Origin of the sequence: Stenotrophomonas sp. GD03794 (assembly GCF_029842145.1) — a bacterium.
Taxonomy (GTDB): domain Bacteria; phylum Pseudomonadota; class Gammaproteobacteria; order Xanthomonadales; family Xanthomonadaceae; genus Stenotrophomonas; species Stenotrophomonas riyadhensis.
Genome location: NZ_JAOCFV010000033.1, coordinates 1 through 21,737 on the forward strand (window position 1 = coordinate 1; position 21,737 = coordinate 21,737).

Annotated in this window: 18 protein-coding genes and 1 pseudogene; 7 read left to right on the top strand and 12 right to left on the bottom strand. The window is 67.4% G+C overall.

Features of this window, described 5'->3' with window-relative positions; translation table 11 throughout:
* Positions 1 to 102: 102 nt before the first annotated feature.
* Entirely contained in the window at positions 103 to 669 is a 567-nt protein-coding gene (locus tag N5D91_RS16195; protein WP_180855173.1) for an N-acetylmuramoyl-L-alanine amidase, read from the bottom strand.
* A gap of 72 nt (positions 670 to 741) precedes the next feature.
* Between N5D91_RS16195 and N5D91_RS16200 the strand changes: the two genes are divergently transcribed.
* Together N5D91_RS16200 and rlmKL are read left to right on the top strand one after the other, a co-directional pair.
* Positions 742 to 1,269 carry an alpha/beta hydrolase gene (locus tag N5D91_RS16200; protein ID WP_049399884.1) on the top strand — a complete coding sequence of 176 codons (528 nt, stop codon included), beginning with the start codon at positions 742 to 744 and terminating at the stop codon, positions 1,267 to 1,269.
* A 145-nt stretch (positions 1,270 to 1,414) separates the two neighbouring features.
* On the top strand, positions 1,415 to 3,553 hold the full coding sequence (gene rlmKL, locus N5D91_RS16205) for a bifunctional 23S rRNA (guanine(2069)-N(7))-methyltransferase RlmK/23S rRNA (guanine(2445)-N(2))-methyltransferase RlmL (RefSeq protein ID WP_279908237.1): 2,139 nt from the start codon (positions 1,415 to 1,417) through the stop codon (positions 3,551 to 3,553).
* A 120-nt stretch (positions 3,554 to 3,673) separates the two neighbouring features.
* On the opposite strand, the gene N5D91_RS16210 is transcribed toward rlmKL, so the two are convergent.
* The 6 genes from N5D91_RS16210 to N5D91_RS16235 form a co-directional block, all read right to left on the bottom strand.
* A complete protein-coding gene (locus N5D91_RS16210) occupies positions 3,674 to 4,003 on the bottom strand; it encodes a DUF3325 domain-containing protein (protein WP_049463592.1) in 330 nt (109 codons plus the stop codon).
* Positions 4,000 to 5,637 carry a PepSY-associated TM helix domain-containing protein gene (locus N5D91_RS16215; RefSeq protein WP_279908234.1) on the bottom strand — a complete coding sequence of 546 codons (1,638 nt, stop codon included), beginning with the start codon at positions 5,635 to 5,637 and terminating at the stop codon, positions 4,000 to 4,002. Before N5D91_RS16215 ends, N5D91_RS16210 begins: the two co-directional genes overlap by 4 nt.
* A complete protein-coding gene (locus N5D91_RS16220; protein ID WP_180855176.1) occupies positions 5,634 to 5,948 on the bottom strand; it encodes a DUF3649 domain-containing protein in 315 nt (104 codons plus the stop codon). Before N5D91_RS16220 ends, N5D91_RS16215 begins: the two co-directional genes overlap by 4 nt.
* Positions 5,949 to 6,194: 246 nt before the next feature.
* Positions 6,195 to 7,481: a DUF445 family protein gene (locus N5D91_RS16225; protein WP_180855178.1), complete on the bottom strand. Its 1,287-nt coding sequence runs from the start codon at positions 7,479 to 7,481 to the stop codon at positions 6,195 to 6,197.
* Between the two features lie 118 nt (positions 7,482 to 7,599).
* The gene (locus tag N5D91_RS16230; RefSeq protein ID WP_180855181.1) at positions 7,600 to 8,478 is read right to left on the bottom strand and encodes a plasmid replication/partition related protein; all 879 of its coding nucleotides are present in this window, start codon (positions 8,476 to 8,478) and stop codon (positions 7,600 to 7,602) included.
* Positions 8,479 to 8,541: 63 nt separating this feature from the next.
* Positions 8,542 to 9,894, bottom strand: a complete 1,353-nt coding sequence (locus N5D91_RS16235) for an aspartate aminotransferase family protein (protein ID WP_180855183.1) — start codon at positions 9,892 to 9,894, stop codon at positions 8,542 to 8,544.
* 104 nt (positions 9,895 to 9,998) lie between these two features.
* On the opposite strand from N5D91_RS16235, the gene N5D91_RS16240 reads away from it, so the two are divergent.
* The gene (locus tag N5D91_RS16240; RefSeq protein WP_180855185.1) at positions 9,999 to 11,495 is read left to right on the top strand and encodes an aldehyde dehydrogenase; all 1,497 of its coding nucleotides are present in this window, start codon (positions 9,999 to 10,001) and stop codon (positions 11,493 to 11,495) included.
* Positions 11,496 to 11,648: 153 nt separating this feature from the next.
* Here N5D91_RS16240 and N5D91_RS16245 read toward each other — a convergent pair.
* A pseudogene (locus N5D91_RS16245) lies at positions 11,649 to 12,290 on the bottom strand (hypothetical protein).
* 156 nt (positions 12,291 to 12,446) lie between these two features.
* Here N5D91_RS16245 and N5D91_RS16250 point away from each other — a divergent pair.
* Positions 12,447 to 13,739, top strand: a complete 1,293-nt coding sequence (locus N5D91_RS16250; protein ID WP_180847697.1) for an MFS transporter — start codon at positions 12,447 to 12,449, stop codon at positions 13,737 to 13,739.
* On the opposite strand, the gene N5D91_RS16255 is transcribed toward N5D91_RS16250, so the two are convergent.
* Together N5D91_RS16255 and N5D91_RS16260 are read right to left on the bottom strand one after the other, a co-directional pair.
* Entirely contained in the window at positions 13,720 to 14,181 is a 462-nt protein-coding gene (locus N5D91_RS16255) for a bacteriohemerythrin (RefSeq protein WP_004151683.1), read from the bottom strand. The genes N5D91_RS16250 and N5D91_RS16255 overlap by 20 nt on opposite strands.
* A gap of 85 nt (positions 14,182 to 14,266) precedes the next feature.
* Positions 14,267 to 15,610 carry a diguanylate cyclase gene (locus N5D91_RS16260; protein ID WP_180855192.1) on the bottom strand — a complete coding sequence of 448 codons (1,344 nt, stop codon included), beginning with the start codon at positions 15,608 to 15,610 and terminating at the stop codon, positions 14,267 to 14,269.
* A 201-nt stretch (positions 15,611 to 15,811) separates the two neighbouring features.
* Here N5D91_RS16260 and N5D91_RS16265 point away from each other — a divergent pair, with 201 nt between their 5' ends.
* Positions 15,812 to 16,198 carry a hypothetical protein gene (locus N5D91_RS16265; RefSeq protein ID WP_239506186.1) on the top strand — a complete coding sequence of 129 codons (387 nt, stop codon included), beginning with the start codon at positions 15,812 to 15,814 and terminating at the stop codon, positions 16,196 to 16,198.
* 112 nt (positions 16,199 to 16,310) lie between these two features.
* On the opposite strand, the gene N5D91_RS16270 is transcribed toward N5D91_RS16265, so the two are convergent.
* Positions 16,311 to 17,921 (bottom strand): MASE1 domain-containing protein, encoded by a 1,611-nt coding sequence (locus N5D91_RS16270; protein WP_239506187.1) that lies wholly within the window; start codon positions 17,919 to 17,921, stop codon positions 16,311 to 16,313.
* Positions 17,922 to 18,134: 213 nt separating this feature from the next.
* Positions 18,135 to 19,412 (bottom strand): FAD-binding oxidoreductase, encoded by a 1,278-nt coding sequence (locus N5D91_RS16275; RefSeq protein ID WP_180855187.1) that lies wholly within the window; start codon positions 19,410 to 19,412, stop codon positions 18,135 to 18,137.
* Positions 19,413 to 19,573: 161 nt separating this feature from the next.
* Here N5D91_RS16275 and N5D91_RS16280 point away from each other — a divergent pair, with 161 nt between their 5' ends.
* On the top strand, positions 19,574 to 20,335 hold the full coding sequence (locus tag N5D91_RS16280; RefSeq protein WP_180855188.1) for a gamma-glutamyl-gamma-aminobutyrate hydrolase family protein: 762 nt from the start codon (positions 19,574 to 19,576) through the stop codon (positions 20,333 to 20,335).
* Positions 20,332 to 21,729, top strand: coding sequence for a glutamine synthetase family protein (locus N5D91_RS16285; protein WP_153856925.1), 1,398 nt, complete (start codon positions 20,332 to 20,334; stop codon positions 21,727 to 21,729). The genes N5D91_RS16280 and N5D91_RS16285 overlap by 4 nt, the downstream gene beginning before the upstream one ends.
* Positions 21,730 to 21,737: the final 8 nt, after the last annotated feature.

The window sequence follows — 21,737 nt, forward strand, 5'->3', positions numbered from 1 at the left end:
ACTTGCAGCGTCCCTCGCAACCGGACCCACCCCGCCATCCCACGGATTGCCCGCTTTTGATGTTGATGTTGCCGCTGCGGGTACAGGGCGCAGCCCTGTCGATCAATCCAGCCCCTGCAACGGCACCTTCGCCAGGATCCGCGCCCACGGGAACAGCGGCCCCGGATCACGCTTGCGTGCCACCATCAGCGCCGGGTCATCGCTGGCCGGCACCTGCTCCAGGTCCAGCTGGTCATGCCCGGCAATCCGCCGCAGCGACGGATAGTGCGCCACCAGCGCCTGCAGCAGGCCTTCCAGCGCCTGCAGCTGTGCCTCGGTGTAGGGCTCGTCCATCGCCTGCTGGCGGCTGTCGAACCAGTGCGGGTAGCGCCCGGTGTTGATCAGCTCGATGCCCAGCGTATGCGCGTTCATGCCGCGCACGTGATGCGCCACGCGTTCCGGCGCCACGTACTGCACCACGCTGCCATCGCGGTCGATGTAGAAGTGGCCGCTGTTGCCGGCGCCGCTGTCATACAGCACGCGCTCGCCGTACTCACGGGCCATCGCCAGATCGGGCAGCTCGGTGCAGTGGATCACCACCATCTCCAGCGTGGCCGGGTCGCGCAGCGGCAGGCGGTCTTCGTAGGGCAGGGGCTGCAGCTGCAGGCCGGGCAGGAGCGGGTTGGGCATCCGGCGATGCTAGCATTGCGGCATGAACCTGCCTTCCCTTTCCTCATCGGCCCGCTCGCATGGAGCACGCGCATGAGCCGCGGCCACTGCATCCTGTCGCATGGTTTCGAGAGTGGCCCGGAAGCGACCAAGGTCACCGCGCTGGCCGACGTGGCGCAGCGACTGGGCTGGACCCATGAGCGTCCGGACTACACCGACCTGGACGCGATGAGCGAGGTCAGCCGGGTGGGCGATGTGCCGACCCGGCTGCGCCGCCTGGTCGAACGCACCGCCATCGCTGCCCAACAGGGCCCGGTGGTGCTGGCCGGCTCCAGCCTGGGTGCCTACATCTCTGCCATCGCCTCGCTGCAGGTGCCGGTGGCCGGCCTGTTCCTGATGGTGCCGCCGACCACCATGGGCCCGATGCCGGCGCTGGACGCCGCCGCCGTGCCGACCACCGTGGTCCAGGCCTGGCATGACGATGTGGTGCCGGCCGCTGGAGTGATCGCCTGGGCCCAGGCGCGTTCGGCGCAGCTGCTGCTGGTCGACGACGGCCACCGCCTGGAGCACCACGTGGAGGCCTCCGCGCAGGCCTTCGAGCGCCTGCTGCGGCAACTGTGAAGCCCGGGCGCACGGCGCGCCCGCCCGCATTGACTACAATGGCAGCCCCGCCGCCCCCGGCGCGGGCCTGCCGGCCGTGCCTACGGCCCTCCTTTCCGACTGGCCCGGCCCCTGTGCCGCGCCCGACCACCTGCGAACCGATCCCGTGAAATTCTTCGTCTCCTGCGCCAAGGGCCTGGAATACCTGCTTGCCGATGAACTGTCGGCCCTGGGCCTTGGCAAGGCCACTGCCACCATTGCCGGCGTCAATGCCGAGGGCGAACTGGAGCAGGCGCTGCGGATCGTGATGTGGTCGCGCCTGGCCAGCCGCGTGCTGTGGCCGATCGACGAGTTCGACTGCCCGGACGAACAGGCCCTGTACGACGGCGTGCGTGCGCTGCCGTGGCACGAGCACATCAAGCCGGAGATGACCCTGGCGGTGGACGCGCATGTGTCGGGCGACAAGATCACCCATGCCCGCTTTGCCGCGCAGCGGATCAAGGACGCCATCGTCGACCGCATGCGTGATGAAGGCCTGGAGCGCCCGTCGGTCAACACCGACCTGCCGGATGTGCGCGTCAACCTGTCACTGCGCAAAGGCCGCGCCTCGCTGTCGATCGACCTCGGCGGCGGCCCGTTGCATCGCCGTGGCTGGCGCGGCGCCGCCCACGAGGCACCGCTGAAGGAAAACCTGGCCGCCGCGCTGCTGCTGCGCGCGCAGTGGCCGCGCCTGCACGCTGCCGGTGGCGGCCTGCTGGACCCGATGTGCGGCAGCGGCACGCTGCTGATTGAAGGCGCGCTGATGGCCGCCGACGTTGCTCCCGGCCTGATGCGCCATGGCAGCCTGCCGCCGAGCCGCTGGCTGGGCTTCGACAAGGCGGCCTGGAAGAGCATCCAGAGCGAGGCGCGTGACCGCGAAGCGGCTGGCCTGGCCGCGCTGAAGCCGGTCATCCACGGCAGCGACATCGACCCGACCGCGATCCAGGCGGCACGCGAGAATGCCGAGGTGGCTGGTGTTGCCCACGCGATCCGCTTCACCCGCGCCGATGTGGCCGACCTGGCCGCGCCGGAGCAGGAGATCGGTGCGGTGGTCTGCAACCCGCCGTACGACGAGCGCCTGGCCGCTGATCCGGCGCTGTACCGCGCGCTCGGCAACGCCCTGCAGAAGGCCGTGCCGCAGTGGCGCGCCAGCCTGCTGTGCGGCAACGACGAACTGGCCTTTGCCACCGGCCTGCGTGCAGGCAAGAAGTACCAGATGTTCAACGGTGCGCTGGAATGCGCGCTGATCGTCTGCGACCCGATCGCCGTGCCGGGCCGCGACCCGGCGCAGCCGCGCGAACTGAGCGAAGGCGCGCAGATGGTGGCCAACCGCCTGCGCAAGAACCTGAAGAAGTTCAAGAGCTGGCGCGCCCGCGAGGACATCACCTGCTTCCGCGCCTACGATGCCGATCTGCCGGAGTACGCGGCGGCCATCGATGTCTACGAGGAAGACGGTGGCAAGCGCCGCACCTTCCTGCATGTGCAGGAATACGCTGCACCGGCGGCGATTCCGGAGAACGACGTGCGCCGCCGCCGCAACGAGCTGCTGGCGGCCGCGCGCGAAGTATTCGGCGTGCCGCCGGAACAGGTGTCGATGAAGTCGCGCGAGCGCGGCAAGGGCGGCAGCAAGTACGGCCGTTTCGAGCAGCGTGACGAATTCATCGTGGTGCGCGAGAACAACGCGCTGCTGCAGGTGAATCTGTTCGACTACCTGGACACCGGTCTGTTCCTCGACCACCGCCCGCTGCGCCGGATGATGGCCGAGCAGGCGCCTGGCAAGCGTTTCCTCAACCTGTTCTGCTACACCGGCGTGGCCAGCGTGCAGGCGGCGGTGGCCGGTGCCGCCAGCACCACCAGCGTCGACCTGTCGGCCACTTACCTGCAGTGGTGCTACGACAACCTGGCGTTGAACGGGCAGGGCGGCAACCAGCACCTGCTGGTGCAGGCCGATGCGATGGCGTGGCTGGAAGGCGACCGTGGCCAGTACGACGTGATCTTCTGCGATCCGCCGACGTTCTCCAACTCCGCGCGTGCCGACGACTTCGACGTGCAGCGCGAACAACTGAAGCTGCTGCGCGCGGCGGTGGCGCGGCTGGCACCGGGTGGCGTGCTGTACTTCTCCAACAACTTCCGACGCTTCAAGCTGGAAGAGAACGCCATCGCCGAATTCGCCCAGTGCCGCGAGATCACCGCGCGCACCATCGGCCCGGACTTCGAGCGCAACGCGCGCATCCACCGCGCGTGGGAACTGAAGCGGTTGGGGTAAGCCGATGCCCGGGGTCGGATCCCCTGCGCGAAGCGCAGGGGCTCTGACCCCATCCGGATCTACGTACCCGGGGTCAGAGCCCTTGCGCTGCGCGCAAGGGATCCGACCCCGGTGGCTCTGCTACAGCAACGCCACCAGCAGCCCGGCCACGGGCAGCGCGATCGCCAGCGGCGCGATCCATTTCGGCCGGTACGGGTACAACCCGAACGACAACGCCACGCCGCCGACGGTCATCACGCCCAGCCACAGCACCGGGCCCATCGCCCAGCCGTGGTCGACCACGCACAGTGCGAACGCTACCGCCAGCAGTACCCAGCCCAGCACCCGCCACTGCGTGCGCCGTGCCGGGGTGGCTGCAGCCTTGCCGTGCAGATCGTGCTGGTGCTTCTCCATCGCCAGCGACAACGCGGTGAACGCAGAGAACGACAGGGTCAACGCCAGCAGCATCATGCGCTGGCCTCCGCTTCGGCGGTTTCCACAGCGTCCACCGGGGCCTTGGGTGCCGCTGCGGCGGCAGCACGCTTCTTCTTCTCGGCTGCAGACAGCGGTGGCGTCCAGCGCTGCATGCGCCAGCCACACAGCGCCAGCATCGCGCCGAACGCGATCATCGACAGATCGAAGCCCGCCAGCACCCAGTCGCCGTTGCGCAGGGTGATGCCCAGGTGCGCATGCGTGGTCAGTGCATTGACCACCGGCACCAGCGCGAACGCCGCCGCACCGAGGTACAGCTGCCAGGCCCACATCATCCGCTTGGGCCAGATGAAGGCGGCCAGCAGTGCCGCACCCCAGGCGTAGAAGAACACGTTGGCTTCGGCGCTGGAGCGCTCGGCGATGTCCAGCGGCAGCAGGCGGTTGCCCCAGAAGTAGGCGGCGAAGGCGATCGGCAGGCCGGCCACGGTGCCGATGTTCAGCGCATCGACCAGGCGCAGGCCGAAGCCGGTGCGGCCACTCTTGGCGTGCTTGGGCCGTTCCTTCACTGCCCACAGCACCACGCCGCTGGCCACCATCAGGCAGCCGACCAGGCCGGACAGGAAGAACAGTGCGCGCAGGCCCCAGTCGGCGAAGCGCGCCAGGTGCAGGCCGTACAGCACGCCGCGGGTGGCGGTGGCGCCGCCTGACGGCGGTGTTTCTTCCAGCAGCGCACCCGTGATCATGTTGTAGCGCACGGCCGGTGTGTCGGTGGACAGGCGCTTGCCGTCGCGCTGGCGGATGTCGATCACCGCATTGGCCGCGCCCGGATGGGACACGGTGAAGCCGGCCACCTCCACGCCGTGCCAATGCGCGCGTGCGCTGTCCAGCAGCTGGGCGATCGGCAGCGGGGTGGCGCGGCCTTCGGCCGCCGCGGTCACCTCCGGCATGCCGCCGAAGGCCTCGAAGAAGAACTTGTCCTCGTCCTGCGGGTAGGCCACCTTCACGCCCCACGGCAGGTACATGATCATCAGCGTGACGATGCCGGTGTAGGTGATCATCGCGTGGTAGGGCAGGGCCATCACCGCGCTGACGTTGTGGAAATCCAGCCAGGAACGCAGGCCCTTGTCCTTGCGGAAGGTGAAGAAGTCCTTGAAGATTTTCTTGTGGGTGATGACGCCGGTGATGATCGCCACCAGCATGAACATCGCGCAGAAGCCGACCAGATAGCGGGCCCACAGCACCGGGATGTAGTGCAGGTCGAAGTGCAGGCGGTAGAAGAAATCACCGCCGCGGGTCTCGCGCGCTTTCAGTGCCTGGCCGGTGTTCGGGTCCAGCGTGGCATCACCGAAGCCACCACGGCGGCCACGGCTGGGATCGGCCAGTTCCGGTGGCAACCGCCAGAACATCTGCATGGCCGGGTTGCGCGGCTGCGGCAGGGTGACGAACCAGTTCTCGGCCTGCGCGGCGTTGGCCTGCAGGTAGTCCACCGCGCGCTGTGCGGCGACGTCGATGCTGACGTTGCTGGACGGCAGTTCCGGACGCATCCAGCGGCTGATTTCCTCGCGGTAGTAGCTGGCCGTGCCGGCCATGAAGATCAGCAGCAGCAACCAGCCAACCAGCAGGCCGGTCCAGGTGTGCAGCCAGGCCATCGACTGGCGGAACCCGTTCTTCATGCCCAGGCCCCCAGCAGGCGCGCAATGACGGCCATCAGCAGCGCGGGCGCGAGGATACCGACCCAGGCGCGCAGCGCGCTGTGGGTGGCGAATGCCCACAGTGCCGCACAGGCGGCGACCAGGATGGCCAGCAGCATGCCGGTCAGCACGGTCTGGCCACGTGCGCCAGGCAGGGCCACGACGCAGAACACGCTGGTCACCGAGGCCAGCGCGTAACCGCCGAAGATCGCGGCCAACGAGCGTGACAGCACGCCCCAGCGCGGGTTGGAGAAAAAGGTGCGGGGGCTGGCGGTTGCGGGCGAGCGGTCCACGGCATTCCTGCAGGTAGGAGAGGGGATGGAACGCGTCCGCGGCCCCCTTGCGCCCTGCGCATGTCGCCCAGCGTGTCCCATCGACGAAGCACGGCCCGCGCAGACGGGCAGTCCAGAGGTCGGGGATGTACACGGGCGATGGGTGCGTCTTCCGCACCCGATTGGCTAAGCGTACAACCGATCAGTAAATGATAGGCATTCGCATTTTATGAATCAAGCGTGATGATCCGAAGGGCGCGCTGAGGCCTAGAACCTGAACACCACCGTCGCCGCATGCAGCAGCAGGCCGATCAGCCCGCCCACCAGGGTGCCGTTGAAGCGGATGAACTGCAGGTCGCGGCCCACGCTCAGTTCCAGCTGCTCGACCAGGTGCCGTTCGTCCCAGCTTTTCACGGTCTGCGCGATATGCGTGGTCACGCCTTCGCGCAGGCGGCCGGTCAGACGCTGGGCGCCCTCCAGCAGGTGCTGGTTGAGGGCCTCGCGCAGGGCCGGGTCGGCCTGCAGGCTGCTGCCCAGCGAGGCGAGGCTGCGCTGCAGGTGGCCGACCAGCGCCGAGTCCTCGCGCTGCAGGTCCGCGCGCAGGCTGGCATGGATGCGCGCCCACAGCCCCTGCACGTACTCCTGCAGGGCGGGGTGGTCGATCATTTCCTGTTTGAGCTGTTCGATGCGCTCGGCCAGGGCCGGGTCCTCGCGCAGGCGCTGCACGTAGTTCTGCAGCCAGCTCTCGTAGTCCTGGCGCAGCGGATGCTGCGGCTCGGCCAGTACCTGCTGCAGTTCTTCCAGCACCGCCCGCGCCAGGCGTTCGGCCAGGCTGTCGCCGATCTCATCGATCGGCTTGACCCAGTTCACCGTGCTCGACAGCGTCGGCCATTCGCGCTGGATGTAACGCACGATCAGCTGCGAGGCGCGTTCCTTCACCTCCGGCTGCTCCAGCCAGCGCCCCAGCCGCTGCAGGCCTTCGTCCAGCACGCGCTGGTGGCGCCCGTCGGCGGTCAGCAGGGCCAGCAGCTCACCGGCGGTGGCGGCGGCATTCCACTGCCGCAGCTGCTGCACCACGAAGGTGTGCAGCTGCCGGCGCACCGCGGTTTCGTCAAAAAAGTCCAGAGCCTGCAGGGCCCAGCCGCGGGCCATGTCGGCCAGCATCCGCGACCGTGCAGGGTCGGCCAGCCAACTGCCGAGACGGCTGGCCGGGTCGAATACCTGCAGCTTTGCCAGCAGCACACCCGGCTCCAGGAACTGGTCGCGCACGAACAGGGCCAGGCTGTCGCCGATGCGTTCCTTGCTGCGCGGGATGATCGCGGTATGCGGGATCGGCAGGCCCATCGGCCGCCGGAACAGGGCAACGACCGCGAACCAGTCGGCCAGTGCGCCCACGGCTGCGGCCTCGCAGAACGCCGAAACCCAGGCCCAGATGCCGCGCTCGCCCTGCCAGTGGCTGACCGCGAAACCGGCCAGCATCAACAGCAGCAGTCCCAGCGCGAGGGCTTTCAGGCGCTGCAGCTGAGCGCGGCGCGGATCGTTGGCAGGCGTCATGCCGGAAGTCTACCTGCCAGCGGATGAGCACCGGGTAGTGCCGACCGCTGGCCGGCATCCGCAACGCACCCGGAACGTTCATGGGGTTGCCGGCCAGCGGCCGGCACTACCCGCTGGTTCAGAGCGCTTCGAGTTGCTTGCGCAACGCAGCCAGCTGCGCGCGCAGGGTGTCGTTCTCGCGGGTCAGCGCGACCACGCGGCGGCGCAGCGCCGGCGCATCCTCGCCCAGCTGCTCCAGTGCCGACAGCACCTCGGCGTCGCGGCTGGCGATCTGCTCTTCGTCCGCTTCCTCGAAGTCCATCTCGGCTGCTTCCGGCTTCGGTGCGCGCGGCTTGCGCTTGGACTCCCGCACGCGCTTGGCGGCCTGCTTCAGCTCATCCTTGCCACCGGCGGCAGCGGCGCGCTGCTCATCTTCCGGCAGGTCGGCCACGGCAGCGGCAGCGCTGATCGAGATCACGCCGGCCTTCACCGCTTCCACCACCTCGGCCGCGGCCTGGGCGTGGATGCGTTCGATCATGCCGACCTGGCTGGTGCTCAGCTTGGCCTCGCGGGCCAGCTCGGCGCGGCTGATCTTCGGTGCCGGTTCCCACGGCGGGCTGTCCTCACCCGCGTCCTCGACGGCTTCGGCGGTGCCGTCGCTCTCGCGCTGCAGCTGCGCCTGCTCGATCTGCTTGCGGGCGGCCAGGATGTCGCGCTTGCGCAGCGCCAGCACGCCGCGCTGGAAATCGGATACGCTGCGGCGGCCCAGGTGCTGCTCGATCATCCACAGGTGCACGTCTTCCATGCTCTGGAAGCGGGTGTTCTGCACGGTATTGAAGGGCAGGTCATGCTTCTGGCAGATGCCGAAACGGTTGTGGCCATCGACCAGCACATCACCCCACAGCACCAGCGCATCGCGGCAGCCTTCGGCCAGGATGCTGCGCTCCAGCGCGTCATGTTCGTCCGCGGTCAGCGGGTCGATGTAGGCCTTGAGTTCTTCTTTGACGACGATATCCATGGGCACGGCAGCGAGCAGGAGCGGAACCGCCCATTGTACCCGCTCGCCACCGCCGGCCCGGGCTCAGGCGGTGGCCCGGATCATCTCGCCCAGGGTGCCGGTGATCTGGTCGATCTGTGCCTTGTCCACGATCAGCGGCGGCGACAGCGCGATGATGTCGCCGGTACAGCGCACCAGCAGCCGGCCGTCGTGGAAGCAGCGCCGGAACACTTCGTAGCCGCGGCTGCCGGGGGCATCGCGGCGCGGTGCCAGCTCGACCGCGCCGACCAGCCCGAAGTTGCGGATGTCGATCACGTTGGGCAGGCCCTGCAGCGCATGCAGCCGTTCCTGCCAGTATTCGCCCAGCTCGATGGCACGCTCGAACAAGCGCTCCTCGGTATAGACCTCCAGCGTGGCCAGCGCCGCCGCACAGGCCAGCGGATGCCCCGAGTAGGTATAGCCGTGGAACAGCTCGATGGCCTGTGGCGGTGCCTGCATCAGGGTTGCATGCACGGCGTCGCTGGCCAGCACGCCACCCAGCGGCACCGCGCCGTTGCTGACCGCCTTGGCGAAGGTCAGCAGGTCCGGAGTGACTCCGAAGCGCTGCGCGGCGAAGGGCATGCCGACCCGGCCGAAGCCGGTGATGACCTCGTCGAACACCAGCAGGATGCCGTGGTGGTCGCACAGCTCGCGCAGGCGCTGCAGATAGCCCGGCGCGGGCAGGATCACCCCGGCCGAACCGGCAATGGGCTCGACGAACACCGCCGCGATGGTCGAGGCGTCGTGCAGCGCGATCAGCCGTTCCAGGTCGTCGGCCAGCTCGGCGCCCTGGCGCGGCAGGCCCCTGCTGAACGCATTGCGCGGCAGGTCCAGGGTATGCCGCAGGTAGTCCACGCCGCCCAGCTGCAGGCCGAACGCCCTGCGGTTGTTGGGCAGTCCACCCAGTGCCATGCCGCCGAAGCCCACTCCGTGGTAGGCCTTCTCGCGGCTGATGAAGCGGGTGCGCTGGCCCTCGCCACGCTGGCGGTGGTAGGCCAGCACGATTTTCATCGCGGTATCCACCGCCTCCGAGCCGGAGCTGGTGAAGAACACATGGTTGAGCGGGGCAGGCGCCAGTGCGGCCAGCCGCTGCGCCAGCGCGAAGGCCGGCGGCGAGCCCATCTGGAAGGCCGGCGAGTAGTCGAGCGTGCGTGCCTGCTCGACGATGGCGTCGACGATGCGTGGGCGGGCGTGGCCGGCGTTGCAGCACCACAGGCCGGCAGTGCCGTCGAGGATCTGGCGGCCGTCGACGTCCTCGTAGTGCATGCCTTCGGCGCGTACCAGCAGGCGCGGCGCGGCCTTGTACTGGCGGTTGGCGGTGAACGGCATCCAGTACGCGTCCAGTGACTCGGGACGCTGGGTGGCCAGGTCGTGCAGGTCGCTTTCGGGACGCTTCATGCCAGCTCCATCGGGTCCGATGCGACGAATGTAGCGCAGCCGCGTCACGGTGGAGTCGCGGCGGTCCCGGTATAACCAAGGCTCGTTGACCACTGGAGCTTCCCATGGCCGATTTCCCCGACCGCAGCCACTGGCAGGCGCTGTCCCTTCAGCTCTCGATGCCGGGCCAGGCCTTCATCGATGGCCGCTATGTCGATGCCGCCAGCGGCGCCCGCTTCGACTGCATCAGCCCGATCGATGGTCGCGTGCTGGGCGCGGTTGCCGACTGCGACGCGCAGGATGTCGAGCGCGCGGTACTGGCCGCGCGGCGCAGCTTCGAGGCGGGCCACTGGTCGCAGGCGAGCCCGGCGCATCGCAAGCGCGTGTTGCTGGCGCTGGCCGCGCTGGTGGAGAAGCACGCCGATGAGCTGGCGCTGCTGGAAACCCTGGACATGGGCAAGCCGGTGCGTGACGCGCGCCGTATCGACCTGCCCGGTGTGGTGCGCTGCCTGAGCTGGACCGCCGAAGCAGTGGACAAACTGTATGGCGAGATCGCGCCGACTGGCCCGCACGAACTCGGACTGGTCACCCGCGAAGCCGCGGGCGTGGTGGCGGCCATCGTGCCGTGGAATTTCCCGTTGCTGATGGCCTGTTGGAAGATCGCGCCGGCGCTGGCGATGGGCAATTCGGTGGTGCTCAAGCCTTCGGAGCGGTCGCCGCTGAGTGCGCTGCGGCTGGCGGCGCTGGCCGCCGAGGCGGGCCTGCCGGAGGGCGTGCTGAACGTGCTGCCGGGCCATGGCGCGCGCGTTGGCGAACCGCTGGCCCTGCACATGGACGTGGATGTGTTGGCGTTCACCGGTTCCACTGCCACCGGCGCGAAGTTGCTGGAGTATTCCGGGCGATCCAACCTCAAGCGGGTCTGGCTGGAGTGCGGCGGCAAGAGCCCGCATGTGGTGTTCGCCGACGCTCCCGATCTGGACGCGGCGGCCAAGGCCGTGGCGCAGGGCATCTTCTTCAACCAGGGCGAAGTCTGTACCGCCGGGTCGCGGTTGCTGGTGCAGCGCTCGATCCGTGAGGATTTCGTGCACCAGGTGATCGCCCATGGCCAGCACATGCAGCCGCAGCATCCGCTGGACGCCGACGCACCGATGGGCGCGCTGGTGGACGCCGCCCATCTGCACAAGGTGATGCGGGATATCGCACGCGCCGAAGCTGAAGGTGCCCGCCTGCTGCTGGGCGGGCATCGTGCCGAGGTGGAGGCGGGTGGCAGCTATGTGCAGCCGACCGTGTTCGATCAGGTGCACCCGGGGCAGGCATTGGCGCGCGAGGAAGTGTTCGGGCCGGTGCTGGCGGTGCTCGGTTTCGACGACGAGGCCGAAGCCGTGCGCGTGGCCAACGACAGCCGCTACGGACTGGCCGCCGGTCTCTGGACACGCGATCTGGGCCGCGCGCATCGGGTTGCGCGCCAGCTGCGCGCCGGCAGCGTCTGGGTGAACGGCTGGGATGGCGGCGACATGACCGCACCGTTTGGTGGTTACAAGCAGTCCGGCAACGGCCGCGACAAATCGCTGCACGCCTTCGACAAGTACAGCGAGATCAAGGCCACCTGGATCCAGTTGTAACGACGCGGCTGCTTGACCGCTGTTCGCTCTTTGTAGAGTCGAGCCTTGCTCGACTGCTTTTCGTTCTTCGGTAGAGCCGAGCCATGCTCGGCTGCTTTTCGCGAAGAGCAGTCGAGCCTTGCTCGACTCTACAGAAGGAAGACAGCTGTCGAGCTACCGGCAGCGGGCACTCACCTGCAGCACTGCCACACGCAGCATGTCGCGGTCGGCTTCTTCGACGGCATTCTGGAAGTAATCCATGTCCTGCCGGCCCAGCTCACACGGGTCGACAATGTATCCCGGTGGCCACAAACCCAGCAGTTGCGCTACGCCATGCACGATCTGCTCCGGCGTCATCTGCCGGCGGATCCGGAAGTAATTGCGGCGCGGCGCGAATGCCGGGTGTATCTCGCGGTGACCAATAAGGCGCGGAGCGACACCCGCAGCGCTGATGCCGTCGCCACCGTCGATGCTGCCCGCCGGGAGGCCCAGGATCAGCGGCGCCGCAACGACCGTTTCCTCTGCGGCTGGTAGGGGGGAATCTGTCTGGGCAGCCGGGGCAGGACGTGGCATCGCCGACGCGGACGGACGCGTCACCGGTGCGGAGCGCAGGGTAGGCTGTAAAGGCGCCAGCGTCGGCGGTTCCGGTGGCAGCTAGCGCAGCGAGATCCTTGCGTCGTCATCACTGCGCAGCATGATCCTGCCGCTGCCCAGCAGCCACAGCGCCATCAATCCATGCACCAGCAGTACCACCAGCCACGCCGCCATGCGCGGCAGCTTCGGCGAATCGGACCACGACAGCGTGACTGCATCCATCGGCAAAGCATCCATGCAGGGACCGGTGGCGCAGCCTAGCCGGACGCCCGAAAAATTTCGTTGGCATCGGTGTCGGCTGAAACCATCGCCCCGTGCGGCCACCAGCCCGTGGCAGAATCGGGCGATCCGCCGTTACCCGTGTTGCCGATGTCGACGATCACCGCTGCCGCGCCGCCCGTGAATTCCCCCCGCCGTGTCCTGCTGGCCAGCCTGATCGGCACCACCATCGAATTCTTCGATTTCTACATCTACGCCACGGCCGCGGTGCTGGTGTTCCCACACCTGTTCTTCCCGGACAGCAGCGAACAGGCGGCCCTGTTGCAGTCACTGGCGACCTTCGCGGTGGCGTTCATCGCGCGGCCGGTCGGCTCGGCGGTGTTCGGCCATTTCGGCGACCGCATCGGCCGCAAGGCCACCCTGGTCGCCGCGTTGCTGACCATGGGCCTGTCCACGGTGCTGATCGGTTTGCTGCCTACCCACGCGCAGATTGGCCTGTGGGCCCCCGCGCTGTTGGCGCTGTGCCGCTTCGGCCAGGGCCTGGGGCTGGGCGGCGAGTGGGGTGGGGCAGTGCTGCTGGCCACCGAGAACGCACCGCCGGGCAAACGTGCCTGGTACGGCATGTTCCCGCAGCTGGGTGCGCCGCTCGGCTTCCTGCTGTCGGCCGGCATTTTCCTGGTGCTCGGCCGCTGCCTGAGCCAGGATGACTTCCTGCAGTGGGGCTGGCGTATCCCGTTCGTGGCCAGCGCACTGCTGGTCGGCCTTGGCCTGTGGGTGCGCCTGAACATCCACGAGACGCCGGACTTCAAGAAGGCGCTGGAGCGCAAGGCGCCGGTGCGGCTGCCGATGTGGACGGTACTGCGTGACCACCCGGTACCGATGCTGCTCGGCACGCTGGGTGCGTTCGCCACCTTCGTGCTGTTCTACCTGATGACGGTGTTCAGCCTCGGCCACGGCACCGCGGTGCTGGGCTACAGCCGCGAGCAGTTCCTGCTGATGCAGATGGCCGGCATGCTGTTCTTCGCGCTGGGCATCCCACTGTCGGCGCGCTATGGCGACCGTTGGGGCACGCGGCGCACGATGATTGTCGCCAGCGTACTGATCGTCGGCTTCGGTGTGCTGTTCGCGCCGCTGTTCCAGCCGCACAGCCCGTGGCTGGTCACGGCCTTCCTGTGCCTGGGCCTGTTCCTGATGGGTCTGACCTACGGCCCCTGTGGCACCTTCCTGGCCGAGATCTATCCGGTGGAGGTGCGCTACACCGGCGCCTCGCTGTCATTCAATCTGGCCGGCATTCTCGGTGCGGCACCGGCGCCGTACCTGGCCACCTGGCTGGCCGAACGCTTCGGTCTGGTCGCGGTCGGCTACTACCTGTGTCTGACTGCGGTGGCGACCCTGTGCGCGCTGGTGGCACTGCACCGGCGCGCCCTGCGGCTCAACCAAAGAAGCGCTTGAGCGTACGCCCCAGCCAACCGCCACCCTGGTGCTCGCGGGCGAACTGGTTCAGGTGCGCCTTGACCTGTTCGGCATAGGCCTGGTCATCACCGCGGATGTGGTTGAACAGCCAGCGCGAGAGCATGGTGCGCAGCTCGTCGCTGATGTCCTCGCCGGCCTGGAAGCGCATGCGGTATTCCGATACCCGCTTGATGAAGACCTCATGCACGCGCTTGTGCGCGGCACAGAACGGGTAGCCCGCTTCTTCCATCAGCTCTTCTTCGAACGCGAAGTGCGACATGGTGTAGTCCACCACCTCGTCGATCACTTCACCCACCGCCGCGCGCTGCATGCTGGCCTGGGCCACGTGCAGGTGGTTGAGCATCTCGATGATGCGGCGATGTTGCTGATCGATCACATCGATGCCGATGTTCAGATCGTCCTGCCAGACCAGTAATGCCATCCCCGGCTCCCCTTCATGCGTATGTCGGGGCCGACTGTAGATCCGCCACGCGGTGGTGGCGTTGATCTGGATCAAAGCGCGCCGGTCAGGGCAGGGCAGGCTCGCGCGGGCGCAGCGGGCTGGCCACGGTGGTGCAGCTGACCCGGTTGCGGCCGCCAGCCTTGGCGAGGTACAGCTGGCGATCGGCCTCGGAGATCAGCCGGTGCAGCGCATCACGCTGCGGGCGCAGGCAGCACAGGCCGATGCTGACCGTCATGCGAAGCGTCGCGGTGCCAATGTCCACTTCCAGTGCGGCGATGCGCTGGCGCAGCTCCTCGAAGTACTGCAGTGCCTCGTCCTGTTCCATGTCCGGCACCAGCAGGCAGAACTCCTCGCCACCGAAGCGTGCGATCAGGTCCTGGCTGCGTGCATGCGCGGCCACCGCACCGGCCACCGCACGCAGCGCATCGTCGCCGGCTTCGTGGCCATGGGTATCGTTGATGTGCTTGAAGTGGTCGATGTCGATCATCGCCACCGCCGCGCACTGGCCATGCAGCTGCAGCTGCGGCAGCTGGCGCTGGCTCTGTTCCAGGAAGCAGCGGCGGTTGGGCAGGCCGGTAAGGAAGTCGCGGGTGGCCAGATCCTGCAGGGTGCCGATCAGTTCCAGCTGATCCACGTTCTGCGAGACACGGCAGAAGAATTCCTCGCGCGAGAACGGCTTGCGCAGGAAGTCGTTGGCACCGTTCTTCAGGAAGCGTGGGATCAGCGAGGCATCGGTGTTGCCGGAGATGCCGATCACCGCCACCTTGTCGCGTGAGCGCAGGGTACGCAGGCGGCGGGTGAACTCCACGCCCTGCATGCCCGGCATTTCCTGGTCGACCACGGCCAGGCGGATTGCCGGATGGGCCTCGATCGCGACCAGGCCCTCGTTGCCATCGGCCGCTTCGTGCACCTCATGGCCATACATGCGCAGCAGGGCGGCGGCATAGCCGCGCGCGGACGGCGAATCGTCCACCACCAGCGCCGCGATGCGGCGGTTGCGTTCCAGCCGCTGTACCAGCCACACCAGGTAGTCGATGCTGCCGGGGGTGTTCTTCAGTACGTAGTCGATGATCTGCTGCTGCAGCACGCGCTTGCGCAGGTCTTCGTCGTAGACGCTGCTGACCACCACGGTGGGCAGACCGCGCTTGAGGAAGAACTCGACCACTGCATCGCGGTCGCCGTCGGCCAGCACCAACCCGGTCAGCACCAGGAACCAGCCGCCATCCTCGCTCAGCAGGCGATCGGCCTCGGCCAGGGTGGAGGCGATCACCACCGGCAGTTCCAGGCGTTGCTCGATGGCTTCGCGCAGCATGCCGGTAAAGGCACGGGAATTTTCGACCAGCAGGATCCGCTGCGGCAGCGGATCGGCCAGGTCGCCATCGACGGCGGCCTGCGGCAGGACGGGCATGATGCGGTGGCTCACGAAGGAGGGCTCGGCACGGATAGCGGCGGTTTCGGGTGCAACTTTAGGACGAAAACGTCCGTGCTCGTCGTTTGGTCCATTGCTCAGATGGGAAGCGGTTAGTATCAGCTGGAGGTTCTCGACTTCAACTTCGACCTGGAGGTCACTGTGCGATTTTCATGTTTTGGTGCGGCCACTGGATTTCTGATGCTTGCCGCTGCCCCGGCAATCGCGGGCGGTCCCTCGGATTTTCATGGGAAGCCATTGGCTACGGCTGGGTTGGGGCAGGCCAGTCCGGCTGCAGTCAATCTCAGCCAGGATCCCAGCTGGCAGCTGTATGGATTCCAGCGTGACGGCATCACCTATTTGCAGGTGAACGACCTACTCGGAAACGTGCAGCTGATCATCGGCAACGCAGGTGGGGCCTACTGGGTGCTGCCGGCAGGCAACAATGTGGCCAGGGTTTCGCTGCCCCAGCAGAAGATCCAGATACCGGCAGGCGCCAGCCGCTCGCAGATCTACAGCGGCAGCGATTTTTCGCTGGTGCGTTATCGTAGTGGCGGCGAGGTCATTTGGTCGCTTGAAACACCGTAAAGGCGTAGGAGTGCGCAGCGGCGTCGGGATCTCCTGCGCCGCTGCGCTTGCCGCGATGAACGCGGGCAGAGGGCGATTATGGTAAGGCCGGCCCTTTGGCGGACACCGGCCATCAGATCTGGGTCTGCGAATTTCCCTGTCCGGAGGTCGTCACGTGATCCATAGCGTTGAACGACGCAATGCTGATGGCGGCGGAGTCCCCCGTTTCCACCATCGCCATCCGTATCCGATTCCGATGGCACTGCACTGTTCCGCCATAGGCAATCGTTCGGCCAGCCAAGCGCTCGACAGTGGCGGTGACAGTGGACGGCGACAGGCTGCGGTATGAATCCAGCAGTGCGACCGTCATCAGGATGCCGCGGCGTCCTCCTCTCCTGCCGCAACGCACGCGGATGCTGATCTGGCCGGATTCACTGTTGATCAACAGCGAAACGGCATCGGTGAGGGCGCGATAGGCGGCCAGCTGCAGGCCGACACTGAGCTGACAGGGATCGCCGAGCAATCGAGGGCGCATCACGCGATGGCTCAGGTCCCAAGTTTCGCGTACGCCGCCGGCCTGTAGGGCGACGTAGAGCCCAAGATGCTCCAATGCTGCGGGGTAGACCATGCTGGTTTGTTCGCGGAACTGTCGCGAATGGACCGAAGCCATATGCAGGAGACTGTTCGCTATCGTGGGATGGCCATGCGCATTGAGCCAATTCACCACCTCGCCGAGCGAGGTGTCGATGCCGTCCCCCAGCTTCCTCAGGTGCCGCGCGCGCTCACGGAGATCAAGCTCGCTTGCGACCAGTGAATTCCGCGCGTGCTTGAGCGCATCTCTTTCACCCACTTCGCCCAATCGCGAACGGTGGTAGTAGTGGGTGATGCGCGACCCTAACACCAGCAGTGCAGCGCCGGTGACCGCCATGATCTGCTGGGTCGCGAACGCAGCTGGATCGAACGCACCCGTGTAGGGGCTTGGGGTGGTCAGGCCAATGATCAGGTTGAGCGACGGTACTCCGATCGCCGCACCTCGCCAGCCATACAGACAGGTGAGCACGACGACCGGCAGAGCCATCAGCAGCTGCATCGATGTCTTGGCGTTGGCTTCGTCCGGGGGTAGCTGTGCGGCATACAGGCCAATCATCGCCATCAGCGTCAGGGCAGCGAGTGCAGGCGGGGCGAAACCTGAGGTCCAACGGGCGTTGCCGGTCCGGCGTGTCCACAGCAACGCAAGCGGTGCAAGGGTCAGTATGCCGATGAAGTCGCCAACGACCAGGCGCGCGATGCTGGCAAGCACCGGCATCTCCGGCGGTGTCGGCCACAGAAGGTGCGCCAACATCAGATTGAGCGCTGTGACGACCATGGCCGAAGCCGCCGCGACTGAAATCAGCCACGCATTCTTCGTGGTCACCATCATTTTCCGGTGCAGATGCACGATCAGCATCACTGCAGGCATCAGCAGTGCCGAACCAAGCACTATCCAGGCCGGTCCATACTTCTCGATCATTGGCACGCGCATCTGCGCAAAGTAGGCGTATTCGCCCAGCAGCAGGTACGGCCACCATCGAGGGGGGAACAATAGCACCGCAGCCACGCGGACGCCGGCGGGCAGGTAGAACTGGTCGAGCGACAACTGGCGAGACGCCCAGCATGCGATGGCGTACAACAGCGCAAGGACCAGCCCCGCCGGGCGGATACGCAACTTCAACTGCAGGCCTTCATTCCACCAGTTCAATCGCACATCTCCCTCTAGTACGTTCCCTGTCAGTATCCATTCGCCGCGGGACCCGGTTCTGAGGGACGGTATCGGCATGAAATAGATAATGCAATTGCCGATGCGATCTGCCGATCAAATGAGAATTCCGTCACGCCCTCCTGGATGAGTGCTCTTCACATGCCGTGGAGGACCAGGAATTGCCGGTTCTTGGGAATCTCTTCGTGTCAGCTCACTGCTTCACCACAACGCATCCCGCAACTTGTACCAGGACATCGCTGCCACCAGCAGCGGGGTGCGCAGCAGCCGGCCGCCGGGGAAGGGCGCATGGCGCAGGCGCTGGAACACGTCCAGGCGCTCGCTCTGACCGGCGATGGCAGCGGCAATCACCTCGCCGGCCAGCCCGGCGGCGGCCACGCCATGCCCCGAGAACCCTTGCGCGAAGTACAGATTGCCGTCCAGCCGGCCCCAGTGCGGGGCGCGGTTGCGGGTGATGTCCACATAACCACCCCAGACCTGGTCCAGTGCCACGTCGGCCAGCTGTGGGAACACCTGGTGCATGCGCCGTTGCATCACCCCGCGCAGGCCCGGTGGGGGCAGGGCCGAGTAGCTGGCGCGGCCGCCGAACAGCAGGCGGTGGTCGTGGCTGAGGCGGAAGTAGTCCAGAGCCCATGCGGTGTCGGCCACGGCCATGTTGTTGCCGATCAGCGCCCGGGCGCGTTCAGCACCCAGCGGTTCGCTGGCGCCGATATAGGTGCCGACCGGCATGATCCGCCGCTCCAGCACGGGCAGCAGGCCCTGCAGCCAGGCGTTGCCGGCCACCACCAGATGCGCAGCGCGCACGCTGCCCTGAGCGGTATGCAGGGAAGGCTGTGGTCCCCGCTGTACGCGGGTCACTGCGGAGTTCTCGTGGATCACCACGCCGGCCGCGCGCGCCGCATCGGCCAACCCGCGCGCATAGGCCAGCGGCTGCAGGTGCGCGCTGAGCGGGTCGAACATCGCGGCGCGGTAGCGTGGGCTGTCCAGCTGCGCGCGCAGGGCATCGCGGTCCCACCACTGCATGGGGTAGTCGTAGTGGCGCTGCAGGTGCTCGCAGTTGGCCTGCAGGTCACGCTCATGGCGCTCGCGGATGGCGACGCTGGCGTGGCCTTCCACCCAATGGCAATCGATGCCGTGACGATCGATGCGGGTGCGCATCGCCCGCACCGCGTCGCGTGACCAGTCGAACAGGTGGCGCGCATCATCGCGTCCGAGCTGCCGTTCCAGCTCGTCCACCTCGCAGCCGTAGCCGACCAGCGCCTGTCCTCCATTGCGGCCGGACGCGCCCCAGCCGATCCGCTGCGCTTCCAGCAGCACCACGCGCTGGCCACGGGCGGCCAGTTCCAGCGCGGCGGTCAGGCCGGTGTAGCCGGCGCCGAGCACCGCGACATCGGCCTGCACATTGCCCTGCAGCGGGGGGAGTGCGGGCGGCTCGGGCAGGCTGGCGGCGTACCAGCTGGGCGGGAAGGCGGCGCTCATCGCAGGCCTTGCGGGCGCAGTACGGACGGGCGGAGCGGGGGAGTGCGATCAGCGTTCACGCGCTTAGTTTCGCCGATGCGTGACGGCCATGGTGTGACGGCGACGACTTGCCGCGTTCGCCGGGCGACGGGTAACGTGTCGGCACGCCAAGGAGTTTTCCCATGCGCCGCCTGCCCTGGGTGGGCCTGCCCACCGACAGCACAGTGCTCGGCCATCACCGCTTTGCGGTGGCCGGCGAGAAGTACGTGCGCGCGCTGGCCGAGGCCGCCGGAGTGACCCCGGTGGTACTGCCGAGCCTGCAGCCGCCCTTGCCGGCTGGCGACTGGCTGCAGGGGCTCGATGGCCTGCTGTTGACCGGCGCGGTCAGCAATATCGAACCGCAGCACTATGAGGGCGGCCGCAGCTGGCCAGGCAATCCGCACGACCCGGCCCGGGATGCCAACGCCTTTGCGCTGCTGCACGAAGCGCTGGCGTTGGACCTGCCGGTGCTGGCGATCTGCCGCGGCTTCCAGGAGTTGAACGTCGCGCTGGGTGGCAGCCTGCATCCGCAGGTGCATGCAGTGCCTGGCCTGGCCGACCATCGCGAAGACCCGCAGGCGCCGGTGGAAGTGCAGTATGGGCCGGCCCATGCGGTGACCCTGGCCGCCGATGGCTGGCTGGCGCAGTGGCACGGCAGTGGCCGCGCGCAGGTCAATTCGGTGCACGGGCAGGGTATCGCCCGCCTGGCGCAGGGGCTGCAGGTGGAGGCCGTGGCCGACGATGGGCTGGTCGAAGCGGCACGCAGCCTGCACCATCGTTTCGTGCTCGGCGTACAGTGGCACCCGGAGTGGCGTGTCATGCAGGCGCCGTTCTATCACGCTATTTTCCGTGCGTTCGGCCAAGCTTGCCGGCAGCACCAACAGAACCGACTGGATTCCCGATGAGTTCCCGAACGCGCCCGCGCAAGACGGCCACGCCCCCCGCACCGCAGGAAAGCACGCTGCTGCGCTGGCTGAAGGAGCGGCGCATCACCGAGGTGGAATGCCTGGTGCCGGACATCACCGGCAACGCGCGCGGCAAGATCATTCCCGCCGACAAGTTCTCGCATGACTACGGTACGCGGCTGCCCGAAGGCATCTTCGCCACCACCGTCACCGGCGAGTTTCCCGATGACTACTACGAGCTGACCTCGCCGTCGGACTCGGACATGATGCTGCGCCCCGACCCGGATACGGTGCGGATGGTGCCGTGGGCGGCCGACGCCACCGCGCAGGTCATCCACGATTGCTACACCAAGAACGGCGAGCCGCATGAGCTGGCACCGCGCAACGTGCTGCGCCGCGTGCTGGCGGCCTATGCCGAACTGGGCCTGCGCCCGGTGGTGGCGCCGGAGCTGGAGTTCTTCCTGGTGCAGAAGAACACCGACCCGGACTTCCCGCTGCTGCCACCGGCCGGCCGTTCCGGGCGCCCGGAAACCGCGCGGCAGTCGTACTCCATCGATGCGGTCAACGAGTTCGACCCGATCCTCGACCTGATGTACGACTACGCCGATGCGATGAAGCTGGACGTGGACACCCTGATCCATGAATCCGGCGCGGCGCAGCTGGAAGTCAACTTCACCCATGCCGATGCGATGGACCTGGCCGACCAGGTGTTCCTGTTCAAGCGCACCATGCGCGAGGCGGCGATGCGCCACGGGGTGTATGCCACGTTCCTGGCCAAACCGATGGAAAACGAGCCGGGTAGTGCCATGCACATCCACCAGAGCCTGGTGCGGGTGAGCGACGGCAGCAACGTGTTCGCCGGCGAGACCGATGCCGAAGGCGAGTTCAGCCCGGTGTTCGGCCACTACCTGGGCGGCCTGCAGAAGTACGTGCCGCAGGCGATGGCCTTCTTCGCGCCGAACGTGAATTCCTATCGCCGGCTGGTGTTCGGCGAGGTCTCGCCGAGCAACGTGCACTGGGGCTATGACAACCGCACCTGCGGGCTGCGCGTGCCGCTGGACACGCCGGAAAACATGCGCGTGGAAAGCCGTTTCGCCGGTTCCGATGCCAACCCGTACCTGGCGATGGCCGCGACACTGGCCTGCGGCCTGCTCGGCATCCGTGAGCGGCTGGCACCGGATGCACCGGTGACCGGCAGTGCCAAGGAACTGGGCTACAACCTGCCGCGCTCGCTGGGCGAAGCACTGGACGGCCTGGAGCAGTGCAGCGAGCTGCAGGCCCTGCTGGGCGAGCGCTTCTGCCGCGCCTACATCTCGGTCAAGCGCAAGGAATACGAGACCTTTTTCCGCGTCATCAGCTCGTGGGAGCGCGAGTTCCTGCTGCTGAACGTCTGAGCACCTGG